This is a genomic window from Citrobacter freundii ATCC 8090 = MTCC 1658 = NBRC 12681, assembly GCF_011064845.1.
Lineage (GTDB): Bacteria > Pseudomonadota > Gammaproteobacteria > Enterobacterales > Enterobacteriaceae > Citrobacter > Citrobacter freundii.
This window is the reverse complement of record NZ_CP049015.1, coordinates 2585412-2608140: the sequence shown is the minus strand read 5'-3', so window position 1 is coordinate 2608140 and position 22729 is coordinate 2585412. Positions and strand designations below refer to the sequence as shown.

Below are 22729 nucleotides of genomic sequence, written 5' to 3'. Positions count from 1 at the left end.
CAGAAGATGAAAATTGGAACACAGAATCAGGCTTTTTTCCCGGAAAATATTCTCGAGAAATTCCGTTACATCAAAGAGATGGGGTTTGATGGTTTTGAAATTGACGGTAAGTTGCTGGTCAATAACCTTGATGAAGTAAAAGCGGCGATCAAAGAAACAGGTTTGCCTGTTACCACTGCCTGTGGAGGATATGACGGTTGGATCGGTGATTTTATCGAAGAGCGTCGTTTAAACGGGTTGCGGCAGATTACCCGCATTCTCGAAGCGCTGGCCGAAGTCGGCGGACAAGGCATTATTGTACCTGCTGCATGGGGCATGTTTACCTTCCGCTTACCGCCGATGGCTTCTCCGCGTAGCCTGGAAGGCGATCGTAAAGCTGTCAGTGATTCATTGATTTATCTTGATAAAGTTGCCGAGCGTACGGGGACGGTGGTGTATCTGGAACCGCTCAACCGCTATCAGGATCATATGATCAACACCCTGGCGGATGCCCGTCGCTATATCGTGGAAAATAATCTGAAGCATGTGCAAATCATTGGTGATTTTTACCATATGAATATCGAAGAAGACGATATGGCACAGGCGCTGCACGACAATCGCGATCTGCTGGGTCACGTCCATATTGCGGATAACCATCGTTATCAGCCGGGAAGCGGTACGCTGGATTTCACTGCACTGTTTGACCAGTTACGTGAAGATAATTATCAGGGCTACGTTGTGTACGAAGGGCGCGTACGAGCAGAGAATCTGCCGGAAGCGTATCGTCAGTCACTGGCCTGGCTGCGTACTTGCTAAGAGGATTTCCGTGAAAAGTGCACTGACAAGCGCTCCGTTACGTGTCGCCATTATTGGTGCCGGGCAGGTGGCGGATAAAGTTCATGCTTCGTACTACTGCACCCGCAACGATCTGGAACTGGTGGCTGTCTGCGACAGCCGCCTGTCACAGGCGCGGTTGTTTGCAGAAAAATACGGTAATCCGCAGGTTTGGGACGATCCGCAAACGATGTTACGCGAAGCTAAGCCAGATATCGTCAGCATCTGCTCGCCCAATCGCTTTCATTATGAACACACCATGTTGGCATTGAACGCTGGATGCCATGTGATGTGCGAGAAACCTCCGGCAATGACGCCAGACGAGGCGTTGGAAATGTGTAAAACGGCGCGTCGGGTGGGAAAAGTACTGGCTTATGATTTTCATCATCGTTTTGCGCTGGATACGCAACTGCTTCGTGAGCAGGTGATGGCCGGTATTCTGGGTGAAATCTATGTCACCAATGTCCGCGCTTTGCGCCGCTGCGGCGTGCCCGGCTGGGGAGTGTTTACCAACAAAGAACTGCAGGGCGGCGGGCCGCTGATTGATCTCGGTATTCATATGCTTGATGCCGCCATGTATGTGCTGGGGTTCCCGGCGGTAAAGCGTGTTAACGCGCACAGCTATCAACGCATTGGCACGATTAAAAACAGCGGTCAGTTTGGGAAATGGGATCCCACTACATATACCGTGGAGGATTCTTTGTTCGGCACGATTGAATTTCATAACGGCGGTATCCTGCGCCTGGAAACCTCTTTCGCGCTGAATATTCCTGAACAATCGATTATGAACGTTAATTTCTGCGGCGATTTGGCGGGGGCGACGTTATTCCCGGCCCAGGTTTACACCGACCGTGATGGTGCGCTTGACGTGCTGCTTGCGCGCGAGATGGCTGATGACAACCGTCATTATCGCAGCATGGAAGCCTTCGTTAACCATGTCCAGGGCGAGCCTGTCACTATTGCTGACGCAGAGCAGGGCGTCGTTATTCAACAACTGGTTGCCGCACTGTACCAATCGGCTGAAACAGGGACCTACGTAGACTTATGACGAAGCCAGTAATGCTAACTGAACCGGCTTTTTGCCCACATAGCCTGAATAAATATGCGTCACTCATGACGACCGGTAACGGGTATATGGGAATTCGCGCCAGCCACGAGGAAGCTTACACCTTACAGACTCGTGGCATGTATCTGGCTGGGTTGTATCACCGTGCGGGTAAAGGCGAAATTAATGAACTGGTTAATCTACCCGATGTAGTCGGAGTGGAGATCACGCTTAATGGCGAGATTTTCTCGCTAACCAGCGGCGTGATTGAAAGCTGGCATCGCGAACTGGATTTTGCCAGCGGGGAATTGCGCCGTGCGTTTATCTGGCATGCACCTGGCGGGGCGCGTTTTGCTATTGAGAGTCGGCGGTTTGTCTCGGCACAGAAGCTGCCGCTGTTTGCTATGGAAGTGGTCGTAACGCCACTGGATGCCGATGCCAGCATTGGTATCTCAACCGGTATTGATGCCACGATCACCAATCATGGCCGTCAGCATCTGGATGAAACACAGATTAGAGTCTTTGGTCAGCATCTTCTGCAGGGCATTTACACAACCCAGGACAATCGCAACGATATCGCGATCACCTCATATTGTGACGTCGACGGCGCAGCGCAGCGCTGCTTCACCGCGAAAGAACGTCGGTTGTTACAACACAACACCGTGCAGGCGCAAGCCGGGCAGCGCGTCACGCTGACGAAAATGAGTTGGGTTGACTGGACGAGCGAACGCAACCTGTCGCTTGAGACCTGGGGACGCCAGTCGCTGCGTAATATTGAAGCATGCTCGCAACAGGGATATGACGCTCTGTTGGCTGAGTCGAGCACCAACTGGCATGCCTGGTGGCAAACTCGTCGCGTTCAGGTTACCAGTTCTGATATTAGCGATCAGCGCGCGCTGGACTATGCCCTCTATCATCTGCGTGTGATGACCCCAGACCATGATGAGCGCAGCAGTATTGCGGCCAAAGGTCTGACGGGTGAAGGGTATAAAGGCCACATCTTCTGGGATACTGAGGTCTTTTTGTTACCGTTTCACTTGTTTACCGAACCGAAAACCGCGAGAGGTCTATTGCGTTACCGCTGGCATAATTTGCCGGGCGCGCGTGAGAAAGCCCGCCGTAACGGTTGGCAAGGCGCGCTGTTCCCGTGGGAAAGCGCTCGCAGCGGTGATGAGGAAACGCCTGAATTCGCGGCGATCAACATCCGTACCGGGCTGCGGCAAAAAGTGGCCTCCGCACAGGCTGAACATCACCTCGTGGCGGATGTTGCCTGGGCGGTAATCAATTACTGGCATGTCACAGGGGATCTAAACTTCATGACCCGAGAGGGCATGACGCTGCTGCTGGAAACGGCGAAGTTCTGGATTAGCAGGGCTGTCATGGTCAACGATCGTTTAGAGATCCACGATGTGATTGGCCCGGATGAATACACTGAGCATGTGAACAACAATGCGTTCACCAACTACATGGCCTGGTACAACGTAGAGCAGGCGCTGGGTTTTGCCCGTCGGTTGGGCTGTGGCGATGACACGTTTATTCATCGCGCAGAGCATTTTTTACAGTATCTCTGGCGACCGGAAGTGCAGCCCGATGGCGTGCTTCCTCAGGATGATACCTTCCTGAACAAACCGGTTATCGATCTGTCGCAGTATAAAGCCAAAGCGGGCAAGCAGACCATTTTGCTCGATTACTCCCGTGCAGAAGTCAATGAGATGCAAATTCTCAAACAGGCTGATGTCGTGATGCTGACCTACATGTTGCCGGAGCAATTTAGTCCGCAAACCTGTCTGGCTAACCTGCGTTATTACGAGCCACGTACGATTCACGACTCCTCTTTGAGTAAGGCGATTCACGGGATTGTGGCTGCGCGTTGTGGTGATTCGGCTCAGGGGTATCGGTTTTGGCGCGAAGGTTCGCTAATCGATCTCGGGGATGACCCGCACAGCTGCGATGATGGTATTCATGCGGCGGCAACGGGCGCAATCTGGTTGGGCGCTATCCAGGGATTTGCCGGAGTGAATGTTCGCCATGGGGAGTTACATCTTGCCCCTGCATTACCGGAACATTGGCAAACACTGTCTTTCCCACTGCGCTGGCAGGGTATCGATTTGCAGGTAACCATCAATGCAACTGAAATCCGCATTAACAGCGCCGAGCAGATTACTCTTTGGGTAAAAGGGGAAAAGATCTCTTTTCAGGGGGAGATAGTTATCTGCAATGACGCCATTATTTCGCCTATTTATGGGACCGCTACCACAGAAAGGGGTGATGAATGATCCTCAAACCACAGGCCATCATTTTTGATTTAGATGGCGTGATTACCGACACTGCACATCTGCATTTTCTCGCCTGGCGGCAGGTAGCCGGTGAAATAGGGATTGCGATTGACGAGGCATTTAATGACAGCCTGAAAGGGATTAGTCGCGGCGAATCGCTACAGCGTATTTTGCAATATGGCGGGAAAACGGGGGAGTTTACACCTGAGGTTTGCGCACAATTGGCCGAGAGAAAAAACAGACTATATGTCCATTCTTTGCGCCAGTTGACGGTGAACTCGGTATTGCCGGGAATACGTGAGTTGCTGATGACGTTGCGGGAAGAGCTGATTCCGGTGGGGCTGGCCTCTGTGTCGCTCAATGCCCCTGCGATTTTACAAGCGCTTGATCTTAAGTCTTATTTTGATTTCTGTGCGGATGCCGCGCTAATTTCTCGCTCGAAACCGGATCCGGAGATTTTTCTGGCAGCCTGTGCGGGCCTTGGCGCTGACCCGCAGCAGTGCATTGGCATAGAAGATGCTCAGGCGGGTATTGATGCGATCAACGCCTGCGGCATGCTCTCTGTTGGCATTGGTACGGGGCTGAACGGAGCAAGCTTGCAACTTCCTTCAACCGAATTTCTGACGTGGCCGTGCTTATCGGCTCTCTGGCAACACGACAAGTAAAGGATTCAACATGGCACAGCTTTCGTTGCAACACATTCAAAAAATTTACGACAACCAGGTACACGTCGTTAAAGACTTCAATCTGGAAATTGAAGACAAAGAGTTTATTGTTTTTGTTGGCCCTTCAGGCTGTGGGAAGTCAACGACGTTGCGCATGATCGCCGGTCTGGAGGAGATCAGCGGTGGCGATCTGCTGATTGACGGTAAACGGATGAACGATGTGCCGGCGAAATCGCGCAACATTGCGATGGTCTTTCAGAACTACGCGTTGTACCCGCACATGACAGTCTATGACAACATGGCGTTTGGCCTGAAAATGCAGAAAATTGCCCCTGTCGTGATTGAGGAACGTGTCAACTGGGCGGCGCAAATCCTTGGCCTGCGCGATTATCTGCAACGTAAACCGGGTGCGTTATCCGGTGGTCAGCGTCAACGTGTGGCACTGGGGCGTGCGATTGTTCGTGAGGCAGGGGTCTTCCTGATGGATGAACCCTTATCGAATCTCGATGCCAAACTTCGCGTACAGATGCGGGCAGAAATCAGCAAGCTGCATCAGAAACTCAATACCACCATGATATATGTTACCCACGATCAAACAGAAGCCATGACGATGGCGACGCGTATTGTGATTATGAAGGATGGTATTGTTCAGCAGGTTGGTGCGCCGAAAACAGTTTATAACCACCCAGCAAATATGTTTGTCGCAGGATTTATTGGCTCACCGGCCATGAACTTTATTCGTGGCGCGATTGACGGTGATAAGTTTGTTACTGAAACACTAAAATTAACGATTCCAGAGAATAAATTAGCACAATTAAAAGCACAGGGTTATGAACATCAGGCGGTCACGCTGGGAATTCGCCCTGAAGATATACTTCCGCAGCTTAATAATGAAAATAGTGTACCGGCAAAAATTAGCGTTGCAGAATTAACTGGCGCTGAATTTATGCTTTATACCATTGTTGGGGGGCATGAGTTAGTGGTCCGTGCTGGGGCAGTGAATGATTATCACGCAGGAGAAAACATCACTATTCATTTTGATATGGCGAAATGCCATTTCTTTGATACTGAAACTGAAGTGGCTATTCAATAAAATTCCGGGGGATAATAATCCCCCGCGCCTTGGGGCATTTTTGCGAGTATTTTAACAAGGAATAATAATGAAAACCCTACTGTCCGCGACTGCGCTGATTATGAGCGCGGGAATGGCCTGCGCGCAGGCTGCTGAAAAGAATGACTGGCACTTTAATATCGGTGCTATGTACGAAATAGAAAACGTTGAAGGTCAGGGCGAAGATATGGATGGACTGGCTGAACCGTCCATCTATTTTAATGCGTCCAATGGGCCGTGGAAAATATCGCTGGCCTATTACCAGGAAGGACCGGTTGATTACAGCGAGGGTAAGCGCGGTACGTGGTTTGACCGCCCTGAACTGGAAGTCCGCTATCAATTCCTTGAAAGCGAGAATGTTAATTTCGGTCTGACCGGTGGCTTTCGTAATTACGGTTATCACTATGTCAATGAACCCGGAAAAGATACAGCTAATATGCAGCGCTGGAAAGTGCAGCCAGATTGGGATGTTAAACTTACTGATGACCTGCGCTTTAGCGGCTGGTTTGCGATGTATCAATTCGTTAATGATTTGAGCACCACCGGCTACTCTGATAGCCGCGTCGAAAGTGAGAGCGGGTTGAATTATACGTTTAACGAAACAATAGGGTTAACGGTCAACTATTACCTTGAACGCGGCTTTAATCTGGCAGATTCGCGTAATAATGGTGAGTTCTCAACCCAGGAAATTCGTGCTTATCTGCCTCTGTCCTTCGGCAATACAACCCTGACGCCGTATACCCGTATCGGGCTTGATCGCTGGTCAAACTGGGACTGGCAGGATGATCCTGAACGCGAAGGCCATGATTTCAATCGCCTCGGTTTATTGTATGCGTATGATTTCCAGAACGGTTTATCAATGTCTCTGGAGTATGCTTATGAATGGGAAGATCATGACGAAGGTGAAAGCGACAGGTTCCATTATGCTGGCATAGGCGTGAACTACGCATTCTAAAAATGAACAGGGGCATTATTATGCCCCTGTTTTTACACCAGTGAGTCCGCCAATGATATTTGCGTGCTCACCGTGATATTCTGTAATCCTTTTTCACCTGCAATCAGATTAAATAATAAATTACAACTTTGTTCACCCAACTGCTGAGTAGGTACATCAATTCCACCAGGAACTGGTGTGAGCATAAAAGAAAGTAGCTCATTACTATAGCCTACAACGGCAAGTTGCTTTGGAATGGAAATGTTTTTCTCGGCCGCTACGCGATATAAACTCATTAACTTCAAGCTGTCTGTCGCAAATACGGCATCGGGTAACGGTTGCTGACTAAGTAATTTTCGAGAAGCAAGTAGGGCGGTTTCATGAGTATACCCCCCGTCAATAACCCACTCATCGCGCATTTTAATATTATGTGCCTGAAGGCTGGATTTATAACCGTTAACGCGATCGATAGAAACATGAACGTCAAGCGGTGCATGCAAACAGGCTATATTACGGTGGCCACTCTCAATCAGCGCATTTGTCAGCGTAATACTGTCGCGATAATTATCGGTGTCTACAGAATAGACATTAGTGTAGTCACCTTCAACCTTCCCGATAACCACAACCGGGACGTTGTATTTATCCAACCGAGCAAAAAATGATTCATCGGCAGGAGAGCTCAGCATAATGATCCCTTTGATCAACTTCTGCTTAATTTTGCTCTCACATTTTTGTAAATCATCTTCGGTGCTTCGCGACGTCTGTAATATGACATCAAAACCGACTTCTTCAGCCTTGGCAGTAATTGCATGCAACACTTCAGAGAAAAACGGATTACCGGCAGTTGTTTTTGCAGAACGGGTAGATATCACCATTATTGCGTCAAACCCGGAAGAGGTAAGCGCGCGAGCTAGTTTATTAGGCTGATACTGTAACTCATCAATTGCGCGCAGCACCTTTTCAAGCGCCTCCGGCGAGATGTTGGTTTGCTTATTAAGCACGCGCGATACCGTGGATTTTGATACACCAGCGGCTCGTGCAATATCATAAATGGTAGGAGACATAGATCCCAAGCTCCGTCCGAGAGTCAATGGCGGACATATTATGGAGTTAAGTGGCGAATGACAACAATCTCGGAATGCGAGTTGGAAAATCAAAAGGCTAACCGCACTATGTGCGTGCTGAGGAACAATCGTCCACGGGTGTGGACGGTGATAATGCGGTCGCAATATTTTCTTAAGAACTGGCGTATAGTGTAAGGGTTAAATCCAACTATCAGTCAGGAAGATATTATGTTGAAGAAAAGCGTATTAGCGTTGGCACTGGTTATTGGCATGCCGGTTTATGCTGCCGAGCACTGGATTGATGTTCGCGTTCCTGAACAGTACCAACAGCAGCATATTCAAGGGGCTGTCAACATCCCGTTAAAAGAGATCAAGGCGCGTATCGTAACTGAAGTTCCAGATAAGAACGATACCGTGAAGCTCTATTGCAACTCCGGGCGTCAATCAGGGCAGGCGAAAGATATGCTGACTGAAATGGGCTACACGCAGGTGACCAACGAAGGTGGCATCAATCAGATAGCGCTTCCTAAAGTAGAGAATAAATAAACCGCCCACATTCATTCTGCTACAGGCGGTAAGAATAATGCCGCCTGATACAGCTCAGGTAGTTGATAAGTAAGAATTGACCCCTATCTTTACTTCCTGTTTGTTATAATTTCTTCGGTTCCTTCAGCAAAACGGGATGGCGATGAAGCGACTTAAAAATGAATTCAATTCGCTGGTTAATCGTGGCGTAGACCGGCATTTGCGCCTGGCTGTCACCGGACTTAGCCGGAGTGGTAAGACGGCGTTTATCACCGCAATGGTTAATCAGTTACTCAATATTCATGCCGGTGCGCGTTTGCCGTTGCTCAGTTGCGTGCGCGAAGAGCGTCTGCTTGGCGTGAAACGGGTTCCACAATGCGATTTTGGTATTCCGCGCTTTACCTATGATGAAGGACTGGCGCAGCTGTATGGCTCTCCGCCGACCTGGCCGACACCAACGCGCGGTGTGAGTGAAATTCGTCTGGCACTGCGTTACAAGTCTAATGACTCATTACTGCGCCACTTTAAAGACACCTCCACGCTGTACCTGGAAATCGTCGATTATCCGGGGGAGTGGCTGCTCGATTTACCGATGCTGGCCCAGGATTATTTGGGCTGGTCGCGGCAAATGACCGGATTATTACAGGGCCAGCGTGGCGAATGGTCGGCAAAATGGCGGCAGTTAAACCACGGGCTGGATCCACTGGCACCTGCTGACGAAAACCGTCTGGCGGAAATTGCTGCTGCCTGGACGGAGTATCTGCATCAATGCAAGCAGCAGGGACTGCACTTTATTCAGCCGGGCCGTTTTGTTCTGCCAGGAGATATGGCGGGCGCGCCTGCGTTGCAATTCTTCCCGTGGCCGGACGTCGATGCCTGGGGAGAATCGAAGCTGGCGCAGGCAGATAAACACACCAATGCGGGCATGCTGCGCGACAGGTTTAATTACTACTGTGAAAAAGTCGTGAAGGGATTTTATAAGAATCACTTCCTGCGCTTTGATCGTCAGATTGTGCTGGTCGATTGCCTGCAACCGCTCAACAGCGGGCCACAGGCGTTTAACGACATGCGTCTGGCGCTGACCCAACTGATGCAAAGTTTCCATTATGGACAGCGCACGCTGTTTCGTCGGCTGTTTTCTCCGGTGATCGACAAACTGCTGTTTGCCGCCACCAAAGCTGACCATGTCACCGTCGATCAGCACGCCAATATGGTGTCGCTTTTACAGCAGTTGATCCAGGATGCCTGGCAAAACGCTGCGTTCGAAGGTATCAGCATGGATTGTCTGGGCCTGGCATCGGTGCAGGCAACCACCAGCGGCCTTATCGATGTGAAAGGTGAAAAGATCCCCGCGCTGCGTGGTAATCGTCTGAGCGATGGCGAACCGCTAACCGTTTATCCGGGGGAAGTGCCCGCGCGTTTACCTGGACAGGCATTTTGGGACAACCAGGGCTTTCAGTTTGAGGCGTTTCGCCCGCAGGTGATGGATGTCGATAAGCCCTTACCGCATATCCGTCTTGATGCCGCGCTGGAGTTTTTAATAGGAGATAAATTGCGATGAGCGAGCCGTTAAAACCGCGTATCGATTTCTCAGGTCCGCTGGACGTGGAACAAAATGCGGCGTTTAAAGCGCAGCAGATGTTTAACGAAACGGAGGCGCAAACTTTTTCTCCGGCGACAGTGGATGAACCACTGGAAGACGAAGGTCAGGCAGAAGCCGTTATTGATGCGGCCCTTCGCCCTAAACGTAGTCTGTGGCGTAAGATGGTGATGGGTGGCCTGGCGCTGTTTGGCGTGAGCGTTGTCGCTCAGGGTGTGCAGTGGACCATGAATGCCTGGCAGACTCAGGATTGGGTCGCGCTGGGAGGATGTGCCGCAGGCGCATTGATTATCGGTGCAGGGGTTGGATCGGTGGCGACCGAATGGCGTCGGCTATGGCGATTGCGTCAGCGTGCGCACGAGCGCGATGAAGCGCGAGATCTGCTCCACAGCCATGGAACCGGAAAAGGCCGTGCATTTTGTGAAAAGCTGGCGCAGCAGGCGGGCATCGATCAGTCTCATCCGGCATTGCAGCGCTGGTATGCCTCAATTCATGAAACGCAGAACGATCGTGAAGTGGTTAGTCTGTACGCCCATCTGGTGCAGCCGGTTCTGGATGCGCAAGCCCGGCGTGAGATTAGCCGTTCAGCGGCAGAATCCACACTGATGATTGCCGTCAGTCCGCTGGCGCTGGTGGATATGGCGTTTATCGCCTGGCGCAATCTGCGGCTGATTAATCGTATTGCTTCGCTGTATGGCATTGAGCTGGGTTATTACAGCCGCCTGCGTTTGTTCCGTCTGGTGCTGTTGAATATTGCTTTTGCCGGGGCCAGTGAACTGGTGCGGGAAGTAGGAATGGACTGGATGTCGCAGGATTTAGCCGCCCGCTTATCAACGCGTGCAGCTCAGGGCATTGGCGCGGGGTTATTAACGGCGCGTCTGGGTATCAAAGCCATGGAACTATGCCGACCGCTACCGTGGTTCGATGATGATAAGCCACGGCTGGGCGATTTCCGCCGCCAACTGATTGGTCAGGTGAAAGAGACCTTACAAAAGAATAAATCTCCGCGCGAAAGTTAACTATAAAACAGGCGCCGATCGTTTAACTTTACGCCCCGGCGCCCAATTTTCCAGCTCGCTGTCAATATTTGTTGACAGAGTTCTTCCTGCAAACCAAATACTGGCTTATCATTTAACACATAATCCCTTGTCCAGGTGAAGGTTCCTATGCGTTTGGAAGTCTTTTGTGAAGACCGTCTTGGTCTGACCCGCGAACTGCTCGATTTACTGGTGCTGAGAAGCATTGATTTACGCGGTATCGAGATTGACCCCATCGGGCGAATTTACCTTAATTTTGCGGAGCTGGAGTTCACCAACTTCAGCAGTCTGATGGCTGAAATCCGCCGTATATCAGGCGTTACGGATGTGCGTACTGTACCCTGGATGCCTTCAGAGCGTGAACATCTTGCGCTGAGCGCGCTGCTTGAGGCGCTACCAGAACCGGTCCTTTCTCTGGATATGAAAAGCAAAATCGAGATGGCGAATCCTGCGAGCTGTCAGCTTTTCGCCCACAGTCAGGAACGGATGCGCAATCATACCGCTGCCCAGTTAATCAATGGGTTTAACTTCCAGCGCTGGCTGGAAAGCAATCCGCAGGATTCCCATAGCGAACATGTCGTGATTAACGGACAGAATTTCCTGATGGAAATTACGCCTGTCCATTTGCAGGGCGAAAATCAGGAGCAGATGCTGACCGGTGCGGTGGTGATGTTGCGCTCCACTATCCGAATGGGACGCCAGCTGCAAAATATGACTACGCAGGATCTCAGCGCGTTTAGCCAGATTATTGCCGTCAGCGCCAAAATGAAACACGTGATGGAACAGGCGCGCAAGCTGGCGACGCTGAGCGCGCCGCTGCTGATTACAGGTAATACCGGCACCGGCAAAGATCTCTTTGCTCATGCCTGCCACCTGGCAAGTCCGCGTGCGTCGAAACCGTATCTGGCGCTGAACTGCGCGTCAATTCCTGAAGATGCGGTTGAAAGCGAGCTGTTTGGCCATGCGCCGGAAGGTAAAAAAGGCTTCTTTGAGCAGGCGAATGGCGGTTCGGTTCTGTTAGATGAAATTGGCGAAATGTCGCCGCGTATGCAGACCAAATTGCTGCGTTTTCTCAATGACGGCACGTTCCGTCGTGTGGGAGAAGATCACGAAGTTCATGTTGATGTTCGCGTGATTTGCGCAACGCAAAAGAACCTTGTGGAACTGGTGCAGAAAGGACTTTTCCGTGAAGACCTCTATTATCGTCTGAATGTACTAACGCTAAACCTGCCGCCGCTGCGCGATTGCCCACAAGATATTATGCCGCTTACCGAACTGTTTGTGGCGCGTTTTGCCGACGAGCAGGGCGTGCCGCGTCCGAAACTGTCCGCAGATCTCAGCACGGTACTAACTCGTTATGGTTGGCCGGGCAACGTGCGTCAGCTTAAAAATGCGATCTACCGGGCTCTGACCCAGCTAGAAGGCTATGAGCTGCGACCACAGGATATTTTGCTGCCGGATTACGATGCGGCAACGGTTGCTGTCGGAGAAGAGGTGATGGAAGGGTCGCTGGATGAAATCACCAGCCGCTTTGAACGCTCCGTGTTGACGCAGCTGTATATGAATTATCCCAGCACGCGCAAGCTGGCCAAGCGCCTAGGTGTTTCGCATACTGCGATTGCTAACAAATTGCGTGAGTATGGACTGAGCCAGCAGAAAAAAAGCGAAGAGTAATGCCGTAAATGAAAATGCCTCCATGTGGAGGCATTTTTGTATGAAGACGCAGCTTACGCTTTCAGTACGTCCAGCGCAGCGGTGTAGTCTGGTTCGTTGGTGATTTCATTGACCAGCTGGCTGAAAACAACGTTATCATTTTCATCAATAACGACCACGGCACGTGCGGCCAGGCCTTTCAGCGGGCCTTCAGCGATTTCAACACCGTAGTTTTTCAGGAATTCAGCGTTGCGCAGGGTGGACAGCGTGATAACGTTGCTCAGACCTTCCGCGCCGCAAAAACGAGAGTGGGCGAATGGCAGGTCGGCTGAGATGCACAGTACGACGGTATTGTCGATTTCTGTCGCCAGTTGGTTAAACTTACGTACCGATGCCGCGCAAACGCCGGTATCGATGCTTGGGAAAATATTCAGCACTTTGCGCTTGCCTGCGAACTGGCCCAGCGTAACGTCAGACAGGTCTTTAGCCACAAGGGTAAAAGCCTGAGCTTTGCTTCCAGCCTGAGGAATAGAGCCGGCAACTGCAACCGGGTTGCCCTGGAAATGAACGGTTTGTGACATGGTTATCTTCCTGTTTACATATAGTTAACGTCGAGGCTAGTTTATGCCATCAGCAGTTAACACGGCAAACGCTATTTGCGGATATCCGCTTCAGGGACTGCATTAAGGAAAACAAATGAGAACAGTTAAGGTATATGAGGAAGCCTGGCCGCTGCACACTCCCTTTGTCATTGCCCGTGGGAGCCGGACCGAAGCGCATGTGGTGGTTGTCGAAGTGGAAGAAAACGGCGTCACAGGTATAGGCGAGTGCACACCGTACCCGCGCTACGGTGAAAGCGATGCCTCAGTGCTGGCGCAAATTATGAGCATTGCGCCACAACTGGAAAACGGAATGACGCGTGAAGAGCTGCAAAAGCAGCTGCCAGCGGGTGCAGCGCGTAATGCCGTGGATTGCGCGTTGTGGGATCTAAGCGCGCGTCAACAGCAGCAGTCGCTGGCGGAATTAGTGGGAAGTGAACTGGCGGAAGTGGTGACTACGGCGCAAACCGTAGTGATTGGCTCGCCGGAACAAATGGCTGCGAGCGCGGCTGCGCTGTGGGAAAATGGCGCGAAATTGCTGAAAGTTAAACTGGATGCTCGCTTGATTAGTGAGCGAATGGTTGCCATTCGTGCGGCTGTTCCTGACGCCACGATTATTGTCGACGCCAACGAATCCTGGCGGGCAGAAGGCCTTGCGGCACGCTGTCAGTTGCTGGCTGATTTAGGGGTTGCGATGCTGGAGCAGCCACTGCCGGCGCAGGATGATGCCGCGCTGGAGAATTTTGTACATCCGCTGCCCATCTGCGCAGATGAAAGCTGCCACACCCGTAGCAGTCTGAAAGCGCTGCACGGACGCTATGAAATGGTCAATATCAAACTGGACAAAACAGGCGGCCTGACGGAAGCGCTCGCGCTGGCAACCGAAGCACGCGAGCAGGGATTTGCGCTGATGCTGGGCTGCATGCTGTGTACCTCCCGGGCGATCGGCGCGGCATTACCCCTTACGCCACTGGTTAGCTTTGCCGATCTTGATGGCCCAACGTGGCTTGCCACCGATGCGGTGCCAGCCCTGCATTTTACGACCGGGCAGCTCCATCTCTAGGGTGCCAGCGCAGGAGATTGGACATGGCCAGCAGGTATTTTTCGCTCGCTTCATCTGATGAAATGGGCGGAAATTCGGCGGTTATACAGTGTAAATTTAGGTCTGCGCACCAGCTACCAAAAGAGCCGGGCGTTTCATAACCTACACTGGTGACCAGAGGCAATTCAAACGATTGTGCCAGCCACGCGCCCAGCTCGCTGCTTCTGGGATCTTCAATACAGGCCAGTGGATCGTGAAAAGAGACTACCCAGGCGGGATGAATTCGGTGAATAAGCTGACACAATGCCTGGGTTTCTGGTTCCGAGCCCGGATGATCGCCGGTCAACAACACCACATCACGCTCTTCTGCGCTACTGTTCCATCGATACACCGTTTCGCCTGCTTTCCAGTTTGCGGCGGGAAAGTTACGGTTAAGATCGATGCCGTTCGCATTTGCGCGCAGCCCAAGCTGGCAACCGTCAGGGTTTACGGCTAGCACCACATGATGGCGACGCAGGGAAGGGTTAAGCGTACGCAATGCGCAGGAAAGGGTAACTACCGAGGAGTTTTCGTCGCCGTGCGTTCCCGCCAGTATCAGGCCGCTTTCACGATCGGCTGCCAGTGCAGGAAACCAGATTAGCGGTGCGCCTAACAATGAACGTCCGTAATGTTCGGTTCCAGGTGGGAATGCGCCGCGCTCGGCACGGGGACGGGTAACGGTCATAGTCATCTCTGAATGCTTGGATTGTTACTCGCAGTGTTGTGCAAAATGTATGGATAATCAAATCGTTTTCACACACTTATCTTTTCAGGTGTAATATCACTTTCTTGTCGGAAGTTAATTGCATTTCCTGCTGGCGATACAAATAATTACACATTCACTTAGTAGCCGGAATCGAGGGTATCTTATGCAGCATTCTGTTTCAGTAACCTGTTGTGCGTTGTTGGTTAGCAGCATTTCTTTATCCTGGGCTGCTGATGTTCCCAGCGGAACGGTACTGGCAGAGAAACAAGAACTGGTGCGTCATATAAAAGACGAACCGGCGTCGCTTGATCCGGCAAAGGCCGTCGGGCTCCCTGAGATTCAGGTAATTCGTGATTTATTTGAAGGGCTGGTCAACCAGAATGAGAAGGGTGAGATCGTACCTGGCGTCGCTACCCAGTGGAAGAGTAACGATAACCGCATCTGGACGTTTACGCTGCGCGACAATGCGCAATGGGCGGATGGTACGCCCGTAACGGCGCAGGATTTTGTCTACAGCTGGCAGCGTCTGGTTGATCCAAAAACGCTGTCGCCGTTTGCCTGGTTTGCTGCGCTGGCGGGCATTAATAATGCTCAGGCTATTATCGATGGCAAAGCCACGCCTGATAAACTTGGCGTTAGTGCTGTCGATGCACGGACATTGAAAGTTCAACTGGATAAACCGCTGCCCTGGTTTGCCAATCTGACGGCGAGTTTTGCATTTTATCCGGTACAAAAAGCCAACGTTGAGAGCGGCAAAGAGTGGACCAAACCGGGTAACCTGATTGGTAACGGCGCCTATGTGCTAAAAAATCGCGTCGTGAACGAAAAACTGGAAGTTGTCCCGAACACGCATTATTGGGACAACGCCAAAACAGTGCTGCAAAAAGTTACCTTCCTGCCAATTAACCAGGAATCGGCAGCGACCAAGCGCTATCTTGCTGGTGATATTGATATCACAGAATCCTTCCCGAAAAATATGTACCAGAAACTGTTGAAGGATATCCCGGGTCAGGTTTACACCCCGCCGCAGCTTGGTACTTATTATTATGCCTTTAATACCCAGAAGGGACCGACTGCCGATTCACGCGTGCGTCTGGCGCTCAGCATGACTATCGATCGTCGCCTGATGGCGGAGAAGGTGCTGGGTACCGGTGAGAAGCCAGCATGGCATTTTACGCCGGATGTAACGGCAGGATTTGTGCCGGAACCTTCACCGTTTGAGCAAATGAGTCAGGAAGAATTGAATGCGCAGGCGAAAACGCTGCTGCGTGCGGCGGGCTATGGTCCACAGAAACCGCTTAAACTGACGCTGCTGTACAACACCTCAGAAAATCATCAGAAGATTGCTATCGCAGTGGCTTCTATGTGGAAGAAAAACCTCGGTGTTGACGTGAAACTGCAGAACCAGGAGTGGAAAACGTATATCGACAGCCGTAATACCGGTAATTTTGATGTGATCCGTGCCTCCTGGGTGGGCGACTACAATGAGCCTTCTACGTTCCTGTCATTATTAACATCGACCCATACGGGCAATATCTCCCGCTTTAATAATCCGGCATACGATAAAGTGTTGACTCAGGCTACTCTGGAGAATACAGAAAAAGCGCGCAATGCCGATTATAACGCTGCGGAGAAGATTCTGATGGAACAGGCACCTATTGCGCCGATTTATCAGTATACCAACGGGCGTTTAATTAAACCGTGGCTAAAAGGGTATCCGATTACTAACCCTGAAGATGTGGCCTATAGCCGCACAATGTATATCGTTAAGCACTGACAGAGATAATGGCTGGTGTGATTTTGCATCAGCCATTCTACGTTTCCGGCGGTTGATGCTCACGGCAAATCAGCAACGAGTCTTCTTCACTTAATCTCTCTTTCGTCAGATTACAAAATCCCTGGCCGTCAATTTTTTGGTGGAACCGACAGCTATGGCAAAGACCAAAGCCAGGCACATTGTTGGTCCTCTGGATCCCGCGTAACAGTTCTAACAGCAGCTCTCTGAGTACGCTCGCCCGTTCACCCATTGCCGATTCACCCTCCACTAAAAACGTGGGGGGCAGCAGGGCTTCCAATAAGGTATTGGCCGACTCACTTAAGTGTAGATGGACGCTACGTTTATCACGGTCATCCGGTTTGCGAACAATCAACCCTTTGTTTTCCAACAGCTTCAGCGATTGCGACACGGTACCTTTGGTGAGACCAAGGTAGTCTGTCACGCCAAGCGGCGTATTGGAATAACGGTTACAACGGGCCAGATACATTAACGCACTAAGTTGTACTGGCTGGAGATCCACCAGTAAAGGATGCTGGCGAAACCACATCCGTGTCAGGCTGGAAAGCCGGTCAAGTACGTCGAAAAGTGACATGTCGGTCATAACAAATCCTCCTCGGCATATAGTATCGATTGAAAACTATATTGACAAAGAATAAAAGCAACGTACTATAAATTATAGTATCGAATCGATACTATAATCTAAAGGAGATGTATCATGACTAAAGCTCGTTTCTATCATGCAGGTTGCCCGGTTTGTGTTTCCGCAGAACAAGCTCTTCTGCAGCACTTGTCTGCGGATGTTGAAATCGATTTGGTTCATCTGGGAGAGCATCCTGATCGGGTTGCCGAGGCTGAAGTGGCTGGCGTGAAATCTGTTCCGGCGCTGGTGATTGACGGCAATGTGCTGCATATTAATTTTGGCGCTCCCATTGAAGCGTTGAAATAGCTGGATAGTTCGGGAAGTTGCGTTGGCGATTTCCCGAATATACAAGACGTTGGGGAAGGTAACGCGATGAACACGACCGAAGAGTATCACCCGATAGATTGCGATCTTCATGATTATCTGGAAATCGCCTGCATGTACCACTATTGGTTGCGCATTGAACTAACGGATGGCACATGTTTTGATGCTAAAGCGTTGACGACGTGTACCACCGTGGAAAAAGAAGAATTTCTGGTAGTGGGGCAATCTGAAAATCAGCAAAAAAATCCGTCTGGATTGTCTGTCAGCTATCACCGCGCTGACGCCAGGAGCGACGTTTAGCACAGTAAGTTTTCAGAGAGCCTGCCGCGGTTAGACGGTATAAATCCGAATGTCGTGCGCCTGGAATGCTGTGGCGTACTCTTTGCTGATGTTGTCCTCTACAACAATCACATCAATATTGCTGCTTTCGGTAACGACATATCGGGCGACGGCTGGGATTTTTTCAGCGGTTAGCGCGACGATAGTTTCATTACATTGTTTGATCACCGCTTTTTTGAACTCACAATCCGTGTAATCAAACCCCGTTAAGCCGGATTCAGGCGACATCGCACAGCCGCCAATAAATCCCTGATCGAATAAAATGTCCTGCACTTGTGCGATGGCGGAAGCTCCCACACACCCGCCAGAAGATCTCTGTACCGCGCCGCCCAGCATAATGACCTCAAACAGCGGTTTTTTTAGCAAAACGGCGGCAATCTCCGGTGAATTTGTCACCACGGTTAACGCCAGTTCGGCGGGCAGAGCTTCTGCCATCGCCAGATTGGTGCTACCCGTGTCGATAAAAATACAGCTTCCGGATTTGACCAGTCTGGCACATCGCTGCGCGATGTTGCTCTTTTTGGCCACATTAATACCCTTGCGCACGGCAATGTCTTCGGATTCAGGGAGTGCAATTACCGCGCCACCATAGACCTTCTTGCACACGCCATCTTTGCTCAATTCATGCAAGTCACGACGAATTGTATGTTCAGAAACACCTAATCGGTTCGCGAGTTCAGAACAAATGACTCTGCCGTTTTCTTGCAGGATCTGATAGATAAGCGCCTGGCGCTGTTCCGGAAATGCGGCGTAATCGAGCATAGATACTCCAGGTAAAATAAACATCGAGCAATAAAGTGCATGATCGTGCATTATGATTAACGATGTCAACATCCCTTACAGGGACCGTACTATTCTGGATACAACGGAAAGAGGTAAGCTATGAAAATTGCGCATATGGCGTTATGGACACAGAATCTCGAGCAGCAAGCTCGCTTCTGGGTCTCATTTTTTGACGGTAAGATCAACGAGAAATACTGCAGTAAAACCAACCCTGGGTTTGAATCTTATTTTGTCAAAATTGGCGAGGATATTGCAATTGAGTTAATGACCAAACCGGGTCTTGTCGGGCAGCAACCTGACAATAATTGTTGCGGATGGGTACACCTCGCCATTTCTGTTGGCGGCAATGAAAATGTTGATGCCGTTGCAATGCAAGCGCAGAAACAGGGGATATTAGTCTCAGGTCCGCGCACTACGGGCGATGGTTATTACGAAGCGGTGATAAAAGATCCTGACGGCAATTTAATCGAGATTGTGGCGTAAGTCATCAATCAGTAACCTGCAAATAAAGAGTACCTGCTGCTTATTATTGATGAGCTCAGCTCATAAGTTTGTCCTTCTTTTCCTCTCTAATCACCGACACGTCGAGTCTCTATAATTTTACTGTTTTCAGCCCCCGGTGGTGCAATGTTGCCACCGCTCTGGAGAGTCGAATATGCAATACCAACTGGATGCGGGACTCACGCTCAACAAACTTGCAAATGCACTGGGCGCGGAAGTTACGCTGTTTACGCGTTCACCGGGCAAAGAAGCTGATGCCAGACGTTTGGGTGCCAGTCATGTTGTGCTTTCCACTGACAGTGAGCAGATGAAAGCGACAGCGAATCAGTTTGATCTGATTATCGATACTGTGCCCTACGTTCATGACCTGAACCCGTATATCCCAACCCTGGCACTAAGCGGTACGCTGGTGCTGGTTGGTTATCTCGGTGCGTTGGATCCGTTTCTGAATACGGTTCCCCTGATCCTTGGACGTAGGTATGTGGCGGGTTCAGTTATAGGCGGTATTGCCGAAACGCAAGAGATGCTCGATTTTTGTGGTCAGCATGGTATTACCGCCGATGTCGAAGTGATCAATATTCAGGATATTAATCATGCCTGGCAGCGGATGTTGAAAAGCGATGTGAAATACCGCTTTGTAATTGATATTGCCTCATTGAAATAAGTACAAAAAAGACGCGGATTTCCGCGTCTTTTTTTGTTAGTGTGTCAACGGCGATGCTTCAGGATTATCCATATACAGCGTCTGGCTGGGGAACGCAAAGTCGGCACCATTTGCCTGGACTATCGTGATAATCTTTAAATAAACGTCTTGCTGTACCGCGAGCCATTCCTTCCAGACGGTGGTTTTCGTGAAGCAATACACCATGATATTCAACGATGAATCGGCAAATTCATTAAAATAGACCAACAGAGTTTGTTTCTGGTCTATTCCTGGATGGTTTTGCAGCATTTCTCTGACCGACTCGACAACAGCACCGACTTTATCGGCATCCTCATATCGTAACCCGATCACCGTTTTAATACGCCGGTTGGTCATGCGCCCTGGGTTTTCTACGCTGATGGAGGAGAAAATCGAGTTTGGCACATACAACGGACGATGGTCGAAGGTGTTTATTTTAGTCATTCGCCAGCCAATTTCGGCCACTGTGCCTTCAATATTGCGGTCCGGGGAGCGGATCCAGTCGCCGATGCTAAACGGTCTGTCGAAATAGAGCATAATACCTGAGAAGAAGTTGCTCAGAATATCTTTCCCCGCCATACCCACAGCGATACCGCCAATGCCGCCAAAGGTTAACAGGCCGGATAAGCTCATACCGAAGTGTTCGCCATACAGTAAAATGATGGCAACCACGATGGTAATTTTGATGATACGCGACAGGATCCTCGCGCTGGTGATATCTCTGCCTTTATTAATCTGCGTCTTTTCAAACTGATTAATCACCAGAAAAAGTTTGATGGTCAGGATTAACGCAATCAATGAGGTGCAGATAAAGTCGACCACGCTGGGGGAGATAAATTTCAGGCTGTAACTTTCGATAACGTTATTAGCAATGCTGCCAAACGTCCCAATGATAATGGCATAGACAAAAAATTGTGCGGCATGAAATATGAATCCTTTGCAGCGACGCTCTCCACGATGATACCAGACGCTCATCAGGACCAGCGCGGCACAGCAGCTGAGAATTACCGTCAAATTAAACGCATTATTCATAAACAGTTCAGCGATCATGATTCTTCCTGGCAACTCCATGTTATCTAAATATCATCTGACATCTTAATCCCCAGATATTTTACTCAGTTAGGGCGGTCAGATCATTAATCAAAAGGAGAGATAAATAATGCAATCAGCGTTATTTTCAGCGAAATAGTGCTGACGTCAACCCAGTATGCGGTTTATGTAGCAGACAGTCAGTTGATGTCATGATATTGTTAGCGCAAAGTAACAAGGTTTTCATCTGCAAAAGGACAGTACTATGATCATGGCTAAGCTGAAAACAGCGAAGGGACGGAAATTTTTGTTGTGCCTGCTTGGAGTGTTTATTATCGCAGCGTCGGTCGTGACGCGCGCGACGATCGGCGGCGTTATTGAACAGTATGACATTCCGCTATCCGACTGGACCGCTTCAATGTATGCCATTCAATCTGCAATGATTTGTGTCTACAGCATGGTGTTTACGATTCTGTTGGCTATCCCGCTTGGTATCTATTTTCTCGGCGGCGAGAAGCAACACTAGGCGTTTAAAATGCCGGATGATATCGCCATCCGGCATTTTATTATGTGGTTAATCGTCTTCTTCGTCGTCCAGTTCCACTGGCGTCTGATATTCATCTGGCTTGATGACCAGCAGGTCACAGCGTAGATGATCGATAACCTGTTCCGCAGTATTACCTAGGAACGCGGCAGAAATACCGGTACGTCCGACGGTCCCCAATACCACAATACCTGCCTGTAGGTGCTCGGCTAAATCAGGAATGACCTCTTCAGGTAAGCCTTTTTCAACGTGCGTCACTTTCTCATCAATACTGAATTTCTGGCGTAGCGCCTTCATGGCCAGCAGATGCTGTCCACGGATTGCGTCGTTATAAACGCTGGGATCAAATTCAGGCAGTTCAATCGCGATGTTGATTGGCGTAACAGGGTAGGCGCCTACCAGATGCACTTCGGTATGGTTAACCTGTTCTGCAAGCTGTAGCGTCTCTTTGACCAGTTTTTCATTGAGCGCGTTGTGATAAGCCTCTTCACTGGCGAGGTTTACTGCAACCAGTGCTTTACCCCCTTCAGGCCATGGTTGGTCTTTCACCATCCATACCGGACTTGGACATTTACGCAATAAATGCCAGTCGGTTGGCGTAAATATTACGGCTTCGAGGCGGTCGTGTTGGTGCGCCATCTTGAGGACCAGGTCATGCTTGGCGCTGATGACTTCCTGGATAATGGCTTCAAAGGGTCGGTTATGCCAGACCACTTTAATCTCCAGAGGGATCCCTGCTTCGATATAGTATTTCGCTTGTTCACGTATCCATGCAGTTCGCTGGCTGATAACCCCCTGACGCATTGCCGTACGCTCATCGGGCGACAGCAGGGTAGTCATCTCATAGGAAAAGTCATAGATCGGCAAAAAGGCTTTAATTTTGCCACCAATCCGTTGATGCAAATAAACAGCTCGCCGTAATGCTGGTTGATCGTCCTGGTTCGGGTCGATGACGACCAGCATATTTTTATACATAGCCATACAGGGTCTCCTTACAACTG

General features: G+C 50.2%; 23 protein-coding genes and 1 pseudogene. 17 read left to right on the top strand and 7 right to left on the bottom strand.

What is annotated here, in order from left to right:
- Positions 1-6: 6 nt before the first annotated feature.
- The 6 genes from G4551_RS12500 to G4551_RS12475 all read left to right on the top strand — a co-directional run bounded on the left by G4551_RS12500 (position 7) and on the right by G4551_RS12475 (position 6865).
- A complete protein-coding gene (locus G4551_RS12500) occupies positions 7-795 on the top strand; it encodes a sugar phosphate isomerase/epimerase family protein (RefSeq protein WP_003840759.1) in 789 nt (262 codons plus the stop codon).
- A gap of 10 nt (positions 796-805) precedes the next feature.
- A complete protein-coding gene (locus G4551_RS12495) occupies positions 806-1861 on the top strand; it encodes a Gfo/Idh/MocA family protein (protein ID WP_003840761.1) in 1056 nt (351 codons plus the stop codon).
- Entirely contained in the window at positions 1858-4134 is a 2277-nt protein-coding gene (locus tag G4551_RS12490) for a glycoside hydrolase family 65 protein (protein WP_003840764.1), read from the top strand. Before G4551_RS12495 ends, G4551_RS12490 begins: the two co-directional genes overlap by 4 nt.
- A complete protein-coding gene (gene pgmB, locus G4551_RS12485) occupies positions 4131-4799 on the top strand; it encodes a beta-phosphoglucomutase (RefSeq protein ID WP_003840766.1) in 669 nt (222 codons plus the stop codon). The genes G4551_RS12490 and pgmB overlap by 4 nt, the downstream gene beginning before the upstream one ends.
- Before the next feature lie 10 nt (positions 4800-4809).
- Positions 4810-5892 (top strand): ABC transporter ATP-binding protein, encoded by a 1083-nt coding sequence (locus G4551_RS12480; RefSeq protein ID WP_003840768.1) that lies wholly within the window; start codon positions 4810-4812, stop codon positions 5890-5892.
- A gap of 67 nt (positions 5893-5959) precedes the next feature.
- Entirely contained in the window at positions 5960-6865 is a 906-nt protein-coding gene (locus G4551_RS12475; protein ID WP_003840770.1) for an OmpG family monomeric porin, read from the top strand.
- Between the two features lie 32 nt (positions 6866-6897).
- On the opposite strand, the gene G4551_RS12470 is transcribed toward G4551_RS12475, so the two are convergent.
- Complete coding sequence (locus tag G4551_RS12470) at positions 6898-7908, bottom strand: LacI family DNA-binding transcriptional regulator (RefSeq protein ID WP_003840773.1); 1011 nt, start codon at positions 7906-7908, stop codon at positions 6898-6900.
- A 228-nt stretch (positions 7909-8136) separates the two neighbouring features.
- On the opposite strand from G4551_RS12470, the gene pspE reads away from it, so the two are divergent.
- From pspE to tyrR, 4 genes are all read left to right on the top strand, one after another.
- Positions 8137-8454 carry a thiosulfate sulfurtransferase PspE gene (gene pspE, locus G4551_RS12465; RefSeq protein ID WP_003020447.1) on the top strand — a complete coding sequence of 106 codons (318 nt, stop codon included), beginning with the start codon at positions 8137-8139 and terminating at the stop codon, positions 8452-8454.
- Between the two features lie 142 nt (positions 8455-8596).
- A complete protein-coding gene (locus G4551_RS12460; RefSeq protein ID WP_003840776.1) occupies positions 8597-9994 on the top strand; it encodes a YcjX family GTP-binding protein in 1398 nt (465 codons plus the stop codon).
- On the top strand, positions 9991-11052 hold the full coding sequence (locus G4551_RS12455) for a YcjF family protein (RefSeq protein ID WP_003840778.1): 1062 nt from the start codon (positions 9991-9993) through the stop codon (positions 11050-11052). Before G4551_RS12460 ends, G4551_RS12455 begins: the two co-directional genes overlap by 4 nt.
- Before the next feature lie 147 nt (positions 11053-11199).
- Entirely contained in the window at positions 11200-12744 is a 1545-nt protein-coding gene (gene tyrR / locus G4551_RS12450) for a transcriptional regulator TyrR (protein ID WP_003840780.1), read from the top strand.
- Between the two features lie 53 nt (positions 12745-12797).
- Here the strand turns inward: tyrR and tpx are convergent, their stop codons facing one another.
- Positions 12798-13304, bottom strand: coding sequence for a thiol peroxidase (gene tpx / locus G4551_RS12445; RefSeq protein ID WP_003020437.1), 507 nt, complete (start codon positions 13302-13304; stop codon positions 12798-12800).
- Between the two features lie 115 nt (positions 13305-13419).
- Between tpx and ycjG the strand changes: the two genes are divergently transcribed.
- Positions 13420-14385, top strand: coding sequence for an L-Ala-D/L-Glu epimerase (ycjG, locus tag G4551_RS12440; RefSeq protein WP_003840784.1), 966 nt, complete (start codon positions 13420-13422; stop codon positions 14383-14385).
- Here the strand turns inward: ycjG and mpaA are convergent.
- A complete protein-coding gene (mpaA, locus tag G4551_RS12435; protein ID WP_003840786.1) occupies positions 14360-15088 on the bottom strand; it encodes a murein tripeptide amidase MpaA in 729 nt (242 codons plus the stop codon). The genes ycjG and mpaA overlap by 26 nt on opposite strands.
- A 184-nt stretch (positions 15089-15272) precedes the next feature.
- Between mpaA and mppA the strand changes: the two genes are divergently transcribed.
- Entirely contained in the window at positions 15273-16886 is a 1614-nt protein-coding gene (gene mppA / locus G4551_RS12430; protein ID WP_003840789.1) for a murein tripeptide ABC transporter substrate-binding protein MppA, read from the top strand.
- A gap of 37 nt (positions 16887-16923) precedes the next feature.
- Here the strand turns inward: mppA and G4551_RS12425 are convergent, their stop codons facing one another.
- Complete coding sequence (locus tag G4551_RS12425) at positions 16924-17487, bottom strand: MarR family winged helix-turn-helix transcriptional regulator (RefSeq protein WP_003840791.1); 564 nt, start codon at positions 17485-17487, stop codon at positions 16924-16926.
- Positions 17488-17601: 114 nt separating this feature from the next.
- Between G4551_RS12425 and G4551_RS12420 the strand changes: the two genes are divergently transcribed.
- Together G4551_RS12420 and G4551_RS12415 are read left to right on the top strand one after the other, a co-directional pair.
- Complete coding sequence (locus tag G4551_RS12420; RefSeq protein WP_003840793.1) at positions 17602-17832, top strand: glutaredoxin family protein; 231 nt, start codon at positions 17602-17604, stop codon at positions 17830-17832.
- Positions 17833-17898: 66 nt separating this feature from the next.
- Positions 17899-18150 (top strand): Rho-binding antiterminator, encoded by a 252-nt coding sequence (locus G4551_RS12415; protein WP_003840796.1) that lies wholly within the window; start codon positions 17899-17901, stop codon positions 18148-18150.
- A gap of 30 nt (positions 18151-18180) precedes the next feature.
- On the opposite strand, the gene G4551_RS12410 is transcribed toward G4551_RS12415, so the two are convergent.
- Positions 18181-18951 (bottom strand): DeoR/GlpR family DNA-binding transcription regulator, encoded by a 771-nt coding sequence (locus G4551_RS12410; RefSeq protein ID WP_003840797.1) that lies wholly within the window; start codon positions 18949-18951, stop codon positions 18181-18183.
- Positions 18952-19071: 120 nt separating this feature from the next.
- On the opposite strand from G4551_RS12410, the gene G4551_RS12405 reads away from it, so the two are divergent.
- Entirely contained in the window at positions 19072-19455 is a 384-nt protein-coding gene (locus tag G4551_RS12405; RefSeq protein ID WP_003840800.1) for a VOC family protein, read from the top strand.
- Between the two features lie 208 nt (positions 19456-19663).
- Positions 19664-20137, top strand: a pseudogene (locus G4551_RS12400) (zinc-binding dehydrogenase); the annotation flags it as partial.
- Between the two features lie 36 nt (positions 20138-20173).
- Here G4551_RS12400 and G4551_RS12395 read toward each other — a convergent pair.
- Positions 20174-21205 carry a mechanosensitive ion channel family protein gene (locus G4551_RS12395; protein WP_003840804.1) on the bottom strand — a complete coding sequence of 344 codons (1032 nt, stop codon included), beginning with the start codon at positions 21203-21205 and terminating at the stop codon, positions 20174-20176.
- A 244-nt stretch (positions 21206-21449) separates the two neighbouring features.
- On the opposite strand from G4551_RS12395, the gene G4551_RS12390 reads away from it, so the two are divergent.
- A complete protein-coding gene (locus G4551_RS12390; protein ID WP_003840806.1) occupies positions 21450-21710 on the top strand; it encodes a DUF2534 family protein in 261 nt (86 codons plus the stop codon).
- Between the two features lie 48 nt (positions 21711-21758).
- On the opposite strand, the gene uspE is transcribed toward G4551_RS12390, so the two are convergent.
- On the bottom strand, positions 21759-22709 hold the full coding sequence (uspE, locus tag G4551_RS12385) for a universal stress protein UspE (protein WP_003840808.1): 951 nt from the start codon (positions 22707-22709) through the stop codon (positions 21759-21761).
- Between the last annotated feature and the right edge of the window lie 20 nt (positions 22710-22729).

Bases quoted from the DNA above. Each gene is read 5' to 3' on its own strand.
- G4551_RS12410 (WP_003840797.1), bottom strand. From the start codon at position 18,951: ATGCTCGATTACGCCGCATTTCCGGAACAGCGCCAGGCGCTTATCTAT.
- mpaA (WP_003840786.1), bottom strand. From the start codon at position 15,088: ATGACCGTTACCCGTCCCCGTGCCGAGCGCGGCGCATTCCCACCTGGA.
- G4551_RS12390 (WP_003840806.1), top strand. From the start codon at position 21,450: ATGATCATGGCTAAGCTGAAAACAGCGAAGGGACGGAAATTTTTGTTG.
- mppA (WP_003840789.1), top strand. From the start codon at position 15,273: ATGCAGCATTCTGTTTCAGTAACCTGTTGTGCGTTGTTGGTTAGCAGC.
- G4551_RS12415 (WP_003840796.1), top strand. From the start codon at position 17,899: ATGAACACGACCGAAGAGTATCACCCGATAGATTGCGATCTTCATGAT.
- G4551_RS12470 (WP_003840773.1), bottom strand. From the start codon at position 7,908: ATGTCTCCTACCATTTATGATATTGCACGAGCCGCTGGTGTATCAAAA.
- pgmB (WP_003840766.1), top strand. From the start codon at position 4,131: ATGATCCTCAAACCACAGGCCATCATTTTTGATTTAGATGGCGTGATT.
- tpx (WP_003020437.1), bottom strand. From the start codon at position 13,304: ATGTCACAAACCGTTCATTTCCAGGGCAACCCGGTTGCAGTTGCCGGC.
- G4551_RS12425 (WP_003840791.1), bottom strand. From the start codon at position 17,487: ATGACCGACATGTCACTTTTCGACGTACTTGACCGGCTTTCCAGCCTG.
- G4551_RS12500 (WP_003840759.1), top strand. From the start codon at position 7: ATGAAAATTGGAACACAGAATCAGGCTTTTTTCCCGGAAAATATTCTC.
- G4551_RS12405 (WP_003840800.1), top strand. From the start codon at position 19,072: ATGAAAATTGCGCATATGGCGTTATGGACACAGAATCTCGAGCAGCAA.
- ycjG (WP_003840784.1), top strand. From the start codon at position 13,420: ATGAGAACAGTTAAGGTATATGAGGAAGCCTGGCCGCTGCACACTCCC.
- uspE (WP_003840808.1), bottom strand. From the start codon at position 22,709: ATGGCTATGTATAAAAATATGCTGGTCGTCATCGACCCGAACCAGGAC.
- tyrR (WP_003840780.1), top strand. From the start codon at position 11,200: ATGCGTTTGGAAGTCTTTTGTGAAGACCGTCTTGGTCTGACCCGCGAA.
- G4551_RS12490 (WP_003840764.1), top strand. From the start codon at position 1,858: ATGACGAAGCCAGTAATGCTAACTGAACCGGCTTTTTGCCCACATAGC.
- pspE (WP_003020447.1), top strand. From the start codon at position 8,137: ATGTTGAAGAAAAGCGTATTAGCGTTGGCACTGGTTATTGGCATGCCG.
- G4551_RS12420 (WP_003840793.1), top strand. From the start codon at position 17,602: ATGACTAAAGCTCGTTTCTATCATGCAGGTTGCCCGGTTTGTGTTTCC.
- G4551_RS12475 (WP_003840770.1), top strand. From the start codon at position 5,960: ATGAAAACCCTACTGTCCGCGACTGCGCTGATTATGAGCGCGGGAATG.
- G4551_RS12395 (WP_003840804.1), bottom strand. From the start codon at position 21,205: ATGATCGCTGAACTGTTTATGAATAATGCGTTTAATTTGACGGTAATT.
- G4551_RS12460 (WP_003840776.1), top strand. From the start codon at position 8,597: ATGAAGCGACTTAAAAATGAATTCAATTCGCTGGTTAATCGTGGCGTA.
- G4551_RS12455 (WP_003840778.1), top strand. From the start codon at position 9,991: ATGAGCGAGCCGTTAAAACCGCGTATCGATTTCTCAGGTCCGCTGGAC.
- G4551_RS12480 (WP_003840768.1), top strand. From the start codon at position 4,810: ATGGCACAGCTTTCGTTGCAACACATTCAAAAAATTTACGACAACCAG.